The sequence below is a fragment of the Paenibacillus sp. 1SOY10 genome, assembly GCF_056836745.1.
The window spans coordinates 217,351-231,041 of sequence record NZ_JBXENK010000002.1 but is presented as its reverse complement, the minus strand read 5'-3'; the positions used below and the strand labels follow the sequence as shown (position 1 = coordinate 231,041).

The window sequence follows — 13,691 nt, the reverse complement described above, 5'->3', positions numbered from 1 at the left end:
CTTAACGCACCTTCCTTCCCAAAAATTGTTTGACTAAACGTTTGGCTACATCCACACGCAGCTTTTCCTCTTCCAAACCTACCGCTGCTCCGGCAAATACCTCCGGCTTGACGCCAAGCAGCATCTCCGAGGCAGCGAGCAGCTCGCTATACGCATAACTTGGCAGCGGGCTTGCACTTCTGCGCTTCCCGGCCAATGCGGAATTAACCGGCGCCTTATTCCGGGCTGCCGCTAATTTCACCTTCTGAGTTGCCAACCTCTTCACCTCATCTTCGATTGATATTGTACATATTGCATAAGCGGGGCTTCCTGCACAGGCCCGGACATTCGCCGCACCAGCGTAACGGTAATCCTGCCGGGTACAGCCGCCCCTTCTGCGGTCTCGTCCAGCGGCAACGCCAGCCTTGGCTCCTCCACCCGCATATAAGTACGGTCCGCTTCATCCAGCGGAACTTTGACCGTAGCGCCCAGGGCCTCAAGCAATCCGGCCAATGCCGTTTGCTCCTGCTGGGCATCCTGTCCCCGCACCCAGGCCGACATTTGGCTGCGCACCTCAAAGGATACTGGGCCAATAGGTATGACCTCCATCCCCATGAGCTTCCATAGAATCGCTGGACGCTCCATGTTTTCAGGCCAAAGAACGGTATAGATCTTCCACTCCGGTCCAAGCGCATGTGTTGACCAATCCGCAAGTGCGGTCAGCCAGGAATCCCCCAAAGTTAAACGCGATGCGGCGGCTCCATTTATCGCTTCGCCAATGATGATCACCTCCTTTCCAGCTCATCCAAATCAAGTACACAGCGCGGCAAGACGCAGAACTGCTTGGTCCCTTCCAGCCGGCCCCAAATACAGCCCTGGCACTTTAAGGGCTGAATCCATTCATCCGTGGACTCCGGCGGCGTTTTATTTTTATTTCGCATCCTGTAAGCCTCCCAAATCAAAAGCCGCCAATTCTTTTGAAGAATTACAGCGGCTTTTCCTTATTCTCTATTGCCGGAGCGGATAAGATTGGGTTACTCAATCATCTGTGCCTCCGCTTCCCACACTACCAATTTAACACCCTGGAAACCGAGCGGAGGGCCATCCAGCGGACAGCTATCGGACAGCAACCGGACAAGTGCCCACAACCGCCTATATTAATAGGAAGAATAGCGGTTGCCCTTCACGCAAGCCTCCTTTTCAGCGCGCAAAAAAAGCCGGCCTCAGCCGACTTCATGCTTGGTTTTCCTATGCTCAGTACGTGACCGTTCTTCTTTCTCATAGACTTCAAGGCCCATAGCTGCAGCCAGAAGTCGGATGGCGCTAGCTTTGATTCGACGATAGGTCCGATCGCTAATGCCCATCTCCCCGCAACTGATAAAATCATATTCGCCCTCCCGGCTGAGATAGCTCCGCCCAATAACCTCCTGCTGATCCTCCGATAGCCGTTCCATCGCCAGCTCAAGCAGTTCAGACTTGCGAATCAGTTCCGCTTCCTTGTCCGCATTCATAATAGCCAATCGTTCTGTAGGGTTGCTGACTCCCCCTCCTCCTTGATATCGCGGCTCGTATTTAGCCGTAACAAAAGCCTCTTGGCGGATCAACCCGATTTGCCGGTATTGTCGCACCTCCTCCAAGCGCCGTTCCACGGCTGCCCGGGTGGCTGTCTCGTCAACTGGCAATGGACTGAACAAAGCATGATATACATGTATACGTCTTCTTCCCATCTGAACTCCTCCTTTAATATACTATTGTCAATTCGGCAATAACCGTGTGTCATTTTGTCCCATAAACAAAGCTTGTCTCCATCAATCCATCTTATTTATTACCATTTCGGTAACCTTATTCTCACTATATATTGCCATATTGGTAATGTCAACCCATTTTATTACCAATTCGACAATAGATTATTAAACAGCTCATTCCCCCTTTACCAATTTGGTAACATGTGATAAACTAATTAAAAGAGAGGCCATGTTTTGTTTTATGGTCATCGTTCTGTTGGTATCAGAAGAGAAGAGGAGTAGCTATGCATACGTTAGGCGATCGGATCAAACACCTCCGAGAACAAAATAACCTTACGCAAAAGGATTTGGCCGCCAAAGCGGATATTTCTATCGTACAGTTGTCCAGATACGAGACCAATGACCGTAAGCCCGATCCCGAAGTGCTGCGCAAAATCGTAGATGCTTTGGATACAAGCGCCGACTATTTGCTTGGACGGACCACCGATTCCGCGTCTGCATCGGACAAGGCTATGAGTTTATCCTTTTTTGGTGGACCTGAAGCCTATACCGCAGATGAAATTGCCATGATGGAAGCCGCGCTCAAAGCCTATCGGGAGCAGAAAAAAAAGCTGCTGAACGAGGACAGTTCGAATTAATCTTCAAGTCGTCATTACGGCCCCGGCCAGGGGCTTTTATTTCGGCCATTAAACCGAACATACATTCTTATTCGAGGTGGTTGGATTGTTATATACCTATTATCGTGAGACCCTTCTGGAGCAGTGGATTAACAACAAATGTCTAAGCCAGGGAATCTTGAAGCCGTCTGATCTGGATATTTCGCGCATTGCTGAAGCCTTTGGCGTTGAGGTGCTTACAGGGGAGTATCCATCGTTCTCTGACAATGAGGAGAATGTTATTTTCCTGAACAAGCACGCCGATCCCGCCGAAGCCAGGGTCATCTTCTTCCATGAATTATGCCATGTGCTGAGACATGCGGGAGACCAGCGGAGAATGCATGCTTTGTTCAAAAACGCGCAGGAAACGGAAGCCGAACAATTCGTGCTTTACGCAGCCATTCCTTTTTACATGTTCGTCAAGCTCCCCGTTCCAGATTACCGGAATGAAGCCGTGGCCTATATCGCGGAGCAATTTGGTGTTCCCGAAGGGCTCGCTGAACAGCGGCTGGATCAAATACAACGCCGAGTGCTGCATGGCAGTCTGTTAGCGGCTGCACAGGATACGAAGCGAAGAGAATTCGAACATCAGTGGTCACCCGAGACTCAGCGGGTGCTATCCCAATTGGAGCGCCAGTTAGGTGGCAAAGGGGGGCTTTAAGGATGCGCATTGCGGCATTTTGCGATTTTTATGGGGAAGCCTCACGTCCGCTGCAATTAATCATTCGGGGCGGCCCGGGGGAGATGGATTGGTCAAAGCCCGCGTATATTCCGGTTGCAGGTCCCTTTGAGCCCTTCACTGCCGAGGACTTTGGGGATTTGTACGGCGTCTCCGTCTTGCTGGAGGATTTGCTTATTTACGAATACGAAGAACCGCCAGAGTACACCGACGGTTCAGCGGAACTGAATATAAGTCATAGCAACGCCGAGGTTTATATCGGCATTAATTTGCCACAAATCGCAGCACGTTGTGCCAATCCCGAAGACATCCGGTTCTTAGCCATTCAGATGGACGATGTCGAAGAGGTACTCAATTATCGCCGTCGTTAGGCTGAGCAACATCAGGTGTATCGTATTTCACCACAGGCCACTTTTCCTTGCGCAAGGCATTCATCAGCATTGGACCTACATGCAGATTATCCTGAACCAGTTCGCGTGGTGTTAATGCCATCCATTGATTGAGGGAGACATCAGCAAAGCGGTCGCTCTTGAACATCTCCAGGAACCAGATGCTCTGCTCTCCAGTATTCTGGATGTAATGTCCATAAGCAAACGGTACATAACCCACATCTCCGGCCCGAACATTGAAGGTGCGCGCCGCGCCGCCCCCGGCAAATACAGTCATGCGGCCTTGACCCGACAAGTAATACTGCCACTCATCGTTGTTCGGATGCCAGTGCAGCTCGCGCATGGCACCGGGCTTGATTTCTACCAGAGCAGCCGCAATCGTTCGGGAGATCGGGAAATTAGACGAATCGGCAATGCGAACACTACCGCCAGGTGTAATGAGGGGCTTCTGCGCCAATAAACTGAATTTGAAGCTAAGGGGGATTTCTCCATAAGGAGAGGTCACCCGCTCACTGTCGACCGATCCGGGAACGGCATCCTGATAGATATAGACCTGCTTGGAAGGAATATGGTCAAATGCCCGCTCGGGAACTCCGAAATTGGCAGATAAGACCTCCTTCGGGGTATGGGCGAACCAATCTGAAATAGACAGTGTGTTCAAGTCTGAGAAGTTCCCGTCATCGAACACCAGCAGGAATTCGCAGCCTTCCTCCAATCCTTGTATGGAGTGAGGAAGCCCCGGCGGGAAATACCATAAGTCTCCTACACCCACATCAGCAATAAAATTTCGCCCTAACTGATCTACCGCAGTTATTCGCGCTTTCCCCTGGATCATAAACGACCATTCCGCCTGCTGATGCCAATGCAGTTCCCGAACCCCTCCGGGTGTCAGACGCATATTTACCCCCGCCAGGGTGGTTGCAATGGGAAGCTCCCTGGCCGTGATTTCCCGGGACCAGCCTCCATGATTAAGCTGCATATGCGTATCGGAGAAGGAGAATTTCAAATTCGGCACTAATCCGTTATCCGTCACCGGGGGAACCAACATATCGGGATTCTCCAGGTCACGCCAAATATCCCGTGGCCCCGGGTCTGTGGCCCCGCTGCCATCATCCCGAATTGGCTCGGGAATCGAGAATTTTCGCTTTTCCGGCATTCCTGACCACTCCTCTTTCCTGATCCATCCTGATCATTCCATGAAGAGTGTATTCCCTGCGTACACAAAATATGTTCTACAAGCCCTCACGGGCCGATTACTACAGATTCATCCCGTACTCCTTCTTTTCTCGGCCGGTTCCTGACCTGTTCCGTTCGCCAATTACCAATATCCGCTGCACATATTTTGCCCGATATAATGGCCGGTTCCACTCCCGCACCCGGGAAGACAGAGGCACCTGCCAAATATAGTCCTTGAATCGGTGATTTGAAGAATGGCCGCTTCGTAGCTATGGACTGATCCAGTGAATAGACGGCTCCCTCAGGCATTAGATTGTAGCGTTCAAAGGTTCGAGGTGTCGCTGTCTCCTGCAGCACAATTTGATCCTTGATGCCCGGGATATGCCGATTGACCTTCTCAATGAGCGATTGCGCCAGTTCAGCTTTCAGCATGGTATATTCGGGCGTGCTTCTGTCCGGGAAATCCGTATAGCGGATGTCTTTATCCAGTAATACCGTCACACTCGCATGACCCGGAGGTGCCAATTGGGCATCCGTATTGGAGTTGATCGTGACTTCCCAGCCTTCCTCCAGATTCTTGATCAAGTTTGGATAAGCAGTAAGATCCATCTTCACACCCAGATACAGCAAGAAGAAGGAAGTCGACATCTTCTGTTCGTTGAGATCGGCCAAAAATTCCGGGGACACCTCTCCTTGGGGCAGCAGCTCATTAAACGTCGATTTTGCATCGATGTTGGATACAACGACAGGGCTGAAGTAGCGCCCTTTAGCGGTCTTGACTCCCTTCACCCGGCCCTGCTCCACCAGAATTCCCTCCACTTTGTTCCGCAAGAACAAGGTTCCCCCATGCTTCTCGACGCTGGCCCGCAAGGCTTCGGCAAAAGCCTGTGCCCCACCCTTCACAGCGTAGCCTCCAAACATAGGGAACGTAAGACAGGCCGCAAGTGCGCTGATCGCCGAAGTCGTCTTGGCCTCCGTTCCCATGTACACCATCCAGGCCGATAGCAGCGCCTTCAAATCCTCATCTTCAAAAAATTCGTCCAGCTTCTGTCTGTATGTGACCTGAATCCATTCGTAGGCATGCTTGCGCTTCTGTGGGTAAGAGAGCAATTCCTTCATCCCGAACCGCTTGGCCAGCAGTTCCGGGGAGAACACGATTCCACTTCTGCCTGCTTCCTGATAGCTCTCTTCATACGCCGCCTTGGATTCGGCAAAGAAACGGGTCAAATTCCCGCTCTCCTCCGGATACATCCGAGATAGCATTACGATGAGCTCATTCAGATTAGATGGCAGATCGATGCTCTGTCCCTTGAACAAAAATCGGGTGCTGTTGCGTGAGAACAATTCAGCCCGGCTTAAACCAAGCTCTCTTAGCAACACATGGATGGAGCCATGCTCGCCGAGTCCGCTGATATCCTGAACCCCCGTGTTGAAGGTAAAGCCCTTGCGGGTAAAAGACGAGCAATAACCGCCCACATGTTGCTGGTGCTCAAATACAGCCACCCGGTAGCCCCGTTTGGCCAGCAAAGCGGCGCAAGTCAAACCGCCAATACCGGCTCCAGCTATGATAACGTCATATTCTCCCGGGGCAAGCGGACGCTCCCGGTCTACCTTTACACGCCAGTCATTCTTGCTGAATGCCCATAAATCGAGCAGGACAGGAGCCATATAGGTAAAAGCGATGGACAGAAATATAAGCAACACCAGGACGGACAGCATCATGATCGGTGCGGCAGGCGAGGAAAGGCAAGCAAATAGTAGCGCCTGACCGACGAAAATAAACATCCAGGCGGTGGTTAAACAGCGGTTCATCGCTTTAAACGTCGATTGATGATGTCCCGCATCCGTGAAATTCTTCGCTGTGAAACCCGCTGTGATCGGACGGCCCAACAATAGCGAGAGTCCTGTTACCGCTGCCAGATACAAATGGCCCCATGCCGCTGAATTCTCCAGCCATATCGTCGGATGGGCCACCATGGTGGCCCATCCGAAGGTGACGAAATAGACCAGGGAAGCCACATCCAGCCACATGGCGGCAAAGCGACGTAGCCTCCATTTATAGAGCAGCAGCACTAACGAAAGCGCCAGCGGAATAAAGCTGACCACCGACACAAAGCCCGCTTGCACCCACCAAAATACAACCCACGGGACCAGCGAAACGAGAAAATCCAACATTCCGGGATATCCGCCCACAGACGATTTAAAATTGTTCACCGCTAATCTCCCTCTCATTTACGAAAATAACAAGCACACCACGCCGCATACCGAATGCTGAATATCATAATCGTAATACACTATTCCTCGAGGATCAGGCCCCGGTGCGTAGACCTTAAGCTCATGGTCCAGTTCAAGCCAGCAACTTACCATCGATTTGGCCATAGGTGTAGCAGCATGCAGCCGCAAGGAGGAAAAGCCGCGGGAAAAGCCCGTTCCCAGGGCTTTTCCCACCGCTTCCTTCACACACCACATCAACAAAACGCTTATGTCAGGAGCAATTTCTTCGAACAAGAACGGCATCAGTTCTTGCTCCTCCGCAGTCAGGAATAAGTCATTAAATCCCTTGCCTCTTGGCCTGACCTGCTCTACGTCAATTCCTACCAAGCAATTTTCTCCTACCGCTGCTCCCAGCAGCCCGCCTCCGTGAGCTAACGAAATGGATAGACTTAGATGGCTCCAGGCCGAACCGGCTGCAAGATACGGCATCCCTTGGCGCAGGCCCTCTTCCACTTGAAGCAAAACAATTTCCTGTTCATCGATATCAGCCATTCCCGCGGATTTGTGCAAATAATCGTGGAGCAAGCGCTTGGCCAGCAGGCGCGTATGAAGCAACTCCTTTTGCCGGGCCGGGTTACGATAAAGGGCAAGATATCTCCGCAACTGCGCAGGAGCCAGGAATTGCCGGGCCAGCGCATATTCCAAGGGTTCCCTTCCAGGTGAAGGGCTAATCGCCTGGGGAACGGGCATCCAGCGAAAAACGGCCTTCTGTGCCCCGCCCCCTAGGCCATCCGTCGTCGGCTTGTCGAATAAAGGCTTAGAACAAATCGTGAGCTCCATCTTCCTTGGCGATCCGAATCAGCTTGATATCGATCATATCGAAGATCGGGCGATTGTGTTCATCGACCACTTGAGCATGGAAATCAAGGGTCTCCCCTTCATCCTTCAGCAAGCGGCAATGGACATAGACCGTTTCCCCTTTCTTGAAGGGCCGATACAGTACAGCGCTGCCAATGCCCCTAGGCACGATGATGTTACCGTTCTTGTGGAAGTCATTGAACAACATGCAGCGGCCCACATTATCGATCGTAATCGGCGAGATCAACGTCTCTGCACTGCTGGTATAAGAGAAGATATGTCGGTCATCAGGCACCGTCACTTGTCCCACTACTTCTTCCTCATTAACGTATCCGACATAGTCAAGACAACGGAAGGACGGACCGAAGGAAATATAATGATTGGTCAATTCGTAGAATCGCTCAATATTCATTGGGGTTGATTCCCTAACCATCTGCACTACATCAACGTCTACCACGCGGGGCACGGGCCGCTTGCGCTCAAACACAGCATACCCCGTGGAATGTAGACGTTCCTTCTCCAATAACAGGCCTTGCCGATTGTAGAAATCCGAACGAATCTCCGTCTTGATCTCCTTGTAGGTGTCATTTCGCGTAACCAGTTCCGCCTTCATGTCCAGCGTAAGCTGGCTGCCGGGGAAGTATTTGACGAATTTGTTGAATTCCACGCTATGAATACGGGTGCCCACCCAATCGGTATCTTCGGCCCGCAACCGGTTCATCAGTAGTCCCAATTCGCCAAAGGCCTCTACATGCATGACCCCGGCGTATACATATTTGCCCTCTACCAAATGATCTTTTAAATAGATATCTTCATCAATGGTTAATTCCTTCTGCACTTCCAGCGTCTCGCCTTCAAACCGTGTCACCCGTTGCAGAAGGGGGAAGCGAATCCGGTCATGTACCTCACCATGGAGACCGGCTTGAATCCGCAAGCTCCGGCCCGATTCATCCAGGGCATCCATTTGGCCTAACGGCTGATTAGTACCCAGGCTTCCGAAATACAGCACCTCAGGATAGTCTCCTCCGTACACCATTTCCTCCAGAAAACGGCGGGTCCCCTCTCGGCTTCCGATAAATTCAAGTCCACGCTGCTCCTTCTGTACCTTCTGTACCTGCGGATCGGTGGCCATCCCGACTTCATCCCAGGCGGTCCAGCCCATCACGAAGGTTTTGAGTTCGGGGCGGTTACGGAATAACTGGAACGCCATACGAACAATCAGATCAGCGCCTCCGGCATAATCCACTTGCCCATCCATGCCAAAGCGGCCGGAGATGGAGCCGATGCAGGCGAAGAACTTAAGCGGATCACTGGCAAATTCATGATACAGATGAAAGAACCCGTTAGCTTTTACGCGGACCACATTCAGCGAATGAGCTTCCGGCTTCTTCGGAACCTTGCCGAAGGAAGGCAGGCCTGCGCCATGAATAATCCCTGTAACCTTGCCATACTTACCCCGAATTTCCTCGGTCAAGCGGCGAATGGCCGGACCGTCCGATATATCGCAGCGATAATAATGGAAGCGATGACCTGCTGCCTTAGCCTCTTGCAGGTTGCGATACAATGCTGCGGCTCCCTTCAGCTTCTCCAGTTCCTGCTTGATCTGAATTGGCGTAAGGTGGGGGGCTTCCTGCTTTCTCTGTTTGAAGAAGATCGTACTATACTGCTCAAATTCTTCTTCGGTATAATTCACCCACACCTCATTTCCCTGAGGAAGCTCTGTCCGTCCTGTTACAATGACAGTAGGGTTATATAGCTCTGCCAATCCTTTTACACATTCATATATAATTCCTCTGCCTCCACCAGACACCAGAATAACGTCCTCCGTACCCAGACGAAGCGGCTTGGCTACCTGCTGAGGATCAATAGGGGCTGGCAGCACCTGAATCGTTTTTCTCCGTCCACGTACATAGCCTATTTCAATCAGCTTCTCAATTAGACCAAATTCCTGAAATAGCGTATCTGCCAGCAATTCACTATCCGACACTTCCGTAAAATCGACTACCTTGCCGCTGAAGGCATCCAGTTCCTTCTCCATGCTCTTGAAGAATCCCGCCGTCAAGGCCCCAAGCGGATTGTAGGTGGTCTCACGTTCCATCCCGAATACTCCGCCGATGCTTGTCGCGGCAAAGCAGCCGGCTTCACTGCCATGTCGTTCCACATCTTCATAAACAGCCTTGGCAGTGTAGAACAGCAAATTAAAGTGGTTATCCACCTCTTGGCGCCAAGCCGCTTCTTCCAGTTCAAAATAGGATAGCTCCGCTGCCAGGGGATACAGGTAAATAAATCCATGAATTTGACCCAAGCGGGCTTTAGCTTCCTCAAGCGACCTCGCGAACAGCTCAAGCTGGTTGAAATCGGTCCGCACCCCGGATGCACCATACTTCTCTGGCGCAGGGGACAGCACGCTAAGCTCCGCCCCCTCTAGGACAAGCCGCTTCGCCAGCTTGGCCGTAATCTCTCCGCCCAGCCGATCCTCAACGACAATGAAGCCCTTTCCCTTGAAGGAAAATACGCGGCCTGCAGCCTGGTCATATTCCCGCTCCACCGTGACCGGGATGTATCGCTCTGCCACGTGCGCTTGATCATAATTGTCCAGCCACTGGCGAAGTCGCTCGTCCTGCGACTCCTGGCTGTCTACCTGGACGGTCTCGGCTGTTTCAGCCGCTGGCGCCGTCTCCAGCCGACTGAGCGTATAGTCCGTAATCTTCGCAATCGTATTAAACTGCTTAATGTTGAGATCGGGATTTATTTCATATCCAAACGTCTCCCGAATTTGCGAGAAAATCTCGGCCTGTTTCACTGAATCAATGCCAAGATCAGCCTCCAGATCCAGGTCGTCCTCCAGCATTTCTGTCGGGTAACCGGTCTTGGCCTGAATGATAGCTTTCACTTGTGCCATTGCTTCAGTTTGGCTTACGGCAGGCAAGGCGGCGGCTGGTTGCGTCTCTGCTACGACTTCGGGTGAAGCAGCGCCACCAGCTTCCATCCCTTCCACTTGACTTAACGTATATTCTGCAATTTTACGAATGGTATTAAATGCTTTTACATTCAACTCCGGATTGACATCATAACCAAAGGTTTCGCGAATCTGCACAAAGATCTCCGCTTGCTTCACTGAATCAATACCAAGATCCGCTTCCATATCCAGATCGCTCTCCAGCATATCTACCGGATAACCGGTTTTAGCCTGAATGGTGTCCTTTACTTTGGCTTCGACTTGAGCCAGGGACACCTCATCCAGTGGTTTGGCCTCGGTATGTGGAGCCTTGCCAGGAAGTACTCCTCCCTCAATCGACTGCACCACTTCATTCACTTCGTTTGCCCATCCCAGATTGGAGCCAATGCGTTGCAGGATAGCTTGCAGGGATAGTTGTGGATCAAGCGGGAGCCTGTCCACCGATAAGTCGAATTCCTTCCGTAGCTTGCCTAGAATCGTGGCAAATACGGTGTCATTCAGTGCCAGCGCCAGCTTCATCGGCTGATCCGAAAGTTCAATGGCTTCTCTTGGATACCCCGTCTCAAGCTGAATGATTCGCAACAGTGTCCCTGTGACTTCGTCCTTTTCGGCGGGACGCCCCGTCGATCCCCTTCCCCCTTGAACTGCTGAGACCAAGTCAGTTGGCAAGCATTGCGATGCGTCGTCCATAATTCCCTGCACCGCTGGCGCCTGGATCAGTTGATGCACCTTCAAGTAAGCGTGAAGCCGCTCCAGGGATACTCCGCCCCCCAGTGCCGCGGAATTGGCTGCATGCGCATAAATGTCCGAGTCACTTAAAATATTTTTCACCGATTTGGTGAGAATGTCCTTTGGCCCCACTTCAATAAAGACATTAGCTTTATGAGCTTCATGTAAGCTGGTTACGATATCGCAAAAGCTGAATGGTTGCAGCAACTGCTTGGACAGCAGGGAGGCCATTTCGTCTGTGGTGAAATGATGCGCTTCATAGAAAGCGCCCAGGATGGTAGAGAATACCTTGGTCTTTGGCGGCTGGTAGGTGAATTGCAGCAATTTCTTGCGGAAGGCCTTCACAGCAGGCTCCAGCAGCTTGGAATGGAAAGCATGGGATACCTGAAGCTTGCTGTAAGATACTCCGTGAACATCGCAGTGGGTCGCAATTTTGTCGACCGCCGCCTGAGTGCCCGACACAACCAATTGATCAGGAGCATTATGCAAGCTTACCGTATAATAGTCGCTTACCCCTCTTAAGACCTGATTTAATTCAAAGCTGCCCCGAGTGGCCTTCAGGCTAATCATGCTTCCCCTTACAGGAGGCTCGATAATGTTCAAGGATCTGGCCCGGTAGTAGGCGATGGCCAAGGCATCGGCAAAGGATACAACCTCTGCGGCAGCCAAGGCGGCAATTTCGCCCAAGCTATGCCCCAGATGAATATCGGCTGCGCCAAATGTTAATTTCATCAGCCTATATAAGGCCACATTTGCCATAATAATGGCGGGTTGCATCACTTCGGCAGCAGCCAAATTCTTCTCGGCTATACTCTTTCCCACCTCATCTTCATAGAAGATAAGTTCTGTCAACTTGCGGCCCGTCAGCGATTGATAGGTCTCATCTGCCTCTTGCAACGTATCCTTGATGACAGGGATCTCTGCCAGATCTTTGAGCATGTTCGGATATTGGGAGCCATGTCCCGTGAACAGAAAAACAGTATTTCCTGTTACACGCTGTTCGTTTCGACTAAAATAGATGCCTTGCGCCTCCAGCGCCTTATAGTTAATTGCCGTCATACTCATCTCGATCATCCCTCTCCTTTATATAATGCCGAACTCTTTGCCGCATTTTTGAAGCTTGTCCAAAGCGATATCAATATCCTCGTCACTTAAGGAGGAAGTAATCGTGGCCCGGAAGCGGGCTTTATTCATCGGAACGGCCGGGAAGATCGCCGTAGCGATGTAGACTCCTTCCGCAAGCAGCCACTTGGTCATGCGCATCGTCGTAAGATCGTCTCCGATCAGAATCGGAATCACCGGTGACAGGCTGTTCAGAATGTTATAGCCCATCTCCATCAAGCCACGTCTGAACCGCAGTGTATTGTGCCATAACTTCTCGCTTCTCCACGTTTCCTTCTCCATAAGGTCAATCCCTTTGAGGACACCCGCCATGATCGATGGCGGCAAGCTGGCATTGAAGATATATTGATGCGAGACATGCCGGATATAATCGCAAGTGTCCCGGTCCGAAGCAATACTGCCTCCCACACCAGCCACCGATTTACTGAACGTCGCCATCTTGATATGAACCCGGTCTTCTACGCCAAAGTGCTCGGACACCCCGCGCCCTGTTGGTCCGAAGAACCCGAGGGAATGGGCCTCATCAACCATCACACTCGCTCCGTATCGTTCTGCCAGCTTAACGATTTCGTCCAGCTTGGCCAAATCCCCGTCCATCGAATATACGCCATCCACTACGATCAGCTTCTTGGGGAAGCTTTCGCTCCGCGTGAGAATATATTCAAGCTTCTCCATGTTGTTATGCTCGAAGATTCGGACCTGCCCTTTTGCCATTTCGATTCCATCCACAATGCTCATATGATTCAATTGGTCGGTGATGATGACGGACTTCTCATCTGTGGCAAGCGAAGTAATCGCCGCCAGGTTGGTCATATAGCCTGTACTCACATAAACGGCATCTTCAGTATGAAAATATTCTGCGATCCGTTCCTCAAGCCGCTTATGCAGTACAGTCGTACCGTTATGCAAACGCGCACCACAGGTTCCTGAACCATATACATCCAGCGCATCCTTCATCGCCTTGATAATCTCCGGATGAGTGGACAATCCCAGATAATTGTTGGAGGTCAGCATAATGACATTTTTGCCCCGATAAGCCGTATTGCCATCCTGTGGTCCTTCAAACACCGGCTCGAACACATATAAATCATTTCTCTTGCCCTCCTTGATGGGGGCCAAAAATGAAGCAAACTCCTTGGCATAATTCTCCGGTATAGGTGCGGTTTTCAGCATATAAAAATCCCT

The 13,691-nt window shown here is 51.3% G+C and carries 12 protein-coding genes; 3 read left to right on the top strand and 9 right to left on the bottom strand.

From position 1 onward, the window contains the following. Position 1: 1 nt before the first annotated feature. From AC1VOR_RS06910 to AC1VOR_RS06895, 4 genes are all read right to left on the bottom strand, one after another. A complete protein-coding gene (locus AC1VOR_RS06910) occupies positions 2 to 256 on the bottom strand; it encodes a YqzN/YkzM domain-containing protein (RefSeq protein ID WP_482616751.1) in 255 nt (84 codons plus the stop codon). A gap of 5 nt (positions 257 to 261) precedes the next feature. Beyond that, positions 262 to 768, bottom strand: coding sequence for a hypothetical protein (locus tag AC1VOR_RS06905; protein WP_482616749.1), 507 nt, complete (start codon positions 766 to 768; stop codon positions 262 to 264). Continuing rightward, positions 765 to 920 (bottom strand): hypothetical protein, encoded by a 156-nt coding sequence (locus AC1VOR_RS06900; protein WP_482616747.1) that lies wholly within the window; start codon positions 918 to 920, stop codon positions 765 to 767. The genes AC1VOR_RS06905 and AC1VOR_RS06900 overlap by 4 nt, the downstream gene beginning before the upstream one ends. 282 nt (positions 921 to 1,202) lie before the next feature. Next, the gene (locus tag AC1VOR_RS06895; RefSeq protein WP_059051975.1) at positions 1,203 to 1,706 is read right to left on the bottom strand and encodes an ArpU family phage packaging/lysis transcriptional regulator; all 504 of its coding nucleotides are present in this window, start codon (positions 1,704 to 1,706) and stop codon (positions 1,203 to 1,205) included. A 302-nt stretch (positions 1,707 to 2,008) separates the two neighbouring features. On the opposite strand from AC1VOR_RS06895, the gene AC1VOR_RS06890 reads away from it, so the two are divergent. From AC1VOR_RS06890 to AC1VOR_RS06880, 3 genes are all read left to right on the top strand, one after another. Then, positions 2,009 to 2,362, top strand: a complete 354-nt coding sequence (locus AC1VOR_RS06890; RefSeq protein WP_482616745.1) for a helix-turn-helix domain-containing protein — start codon at positions 2,009 to 2,011, stop codon at positions 2,360 to 2,362. 85 nt (positions 2,363 to 2,447) lie between these two features. Beyond that, positions 2,448 to 3,041, top strand: a complete 594-nt coding sequence (locus AC1VOR_RS06885; protein WP_482616744.1) for an ImmA/IrrE family metallo-endopeptidase — start codon at positions 2,448 to 2,450, stop codon at positions 3,039 to 3,041. Positions 3,042 to 3,043: 2 nt separating this feature from the next. After that, positions 3,044 to 3,430, top strand: a complete 387-nt coding sequence (locus AC1VOR_RS06880) for a hypothetical protein (protein ID WP_482616743.1) — start codon at positions 3,044 to 3,046, stop codon at positions 3,428 to 3,430. Here AC1VOR_RS06880 and AC1VOR_RS06875 read toward each other — a convergent pair. From AC1VOR_RS06875 to AC1VOR_RS06855, 5 genes are all read right to left on the bottom strand, one after another. Next, positions 3,411 to 4,604: an oxalate decarboxylase family bicupin gene (locus AC1VOR_RS06875; protein ID WP_482616741.1), complete on the bottom strand. Its 1,194-nt coding sequence runs from the start codon at positions 4,602 to 4,604 to the stop codon at positions 3,411 to 3,413. The genes AC1VOR_RS06880 and AC1VOR_RS06875 overlap by 20 nt on opposite strands. A gap of 86 nt (positions 4,605 to 4,690) precedes the next feature. Then, positions 4,691 to 6,838: a phytoene desaturase family protein gene (locus AC1VOR_RS06870; RefSeq protein WP_482616739.1), complete on the bottom strand. Its 2,148-nt coding sequence runs from the start codon at positions 6,836 to 6,838 to the stop codon at positions 4,691 to 4,693. Positions 6,839 to 6,856: 18 nt separating this feature from the next. Continuing rightward, a complete protein-coding gene (locus AC1VOR_RS06865; RefSeq protein WP_482616737.1) occupies positions 6,857 to 7,678 on the bottom strand; it encodes a 4'-phosphopantetheinyl transferase family protein in 822 nt (273 codons plus the stop codon). Then, positions 7,656 to 12,449, bottom strand: a complete 4,794-nt coding sequence (locus tag AC1VOR_RS06860) for an SDR family NAD(P)-dependent oxidoreductase (RefSeq protein ID WP_482616735.1) — start codon at positions 12,447 to 12,449, stop codon at positions 7,656 to 7,658. Before AC1VOR_RS06860 ends, AC1VOR_RS06865 begins: the two co-directional genes overlap by 23 nt. 18 nt (positions 12,450 to 12,467) lie before the next feature. After that, positions 12,468 to 13,679 carry an aminotransferase class I/II-fold pyridoxal phosphate-dependent enzyme gene (locus tag AC1VOR_RS06855; RefSeq protein ID WP_482616733.1) on the bottom strand — a complete coding sequence of 404 codons (1,212 nt, stop codon included), beginning with the start codon at positions 13,677 to 13,679 and terminating at the stop codon, positions 12,468 to 12,470. Between the last annotated feature and the right edge of the window lie 12 nt (positions 13,680 to 13,691).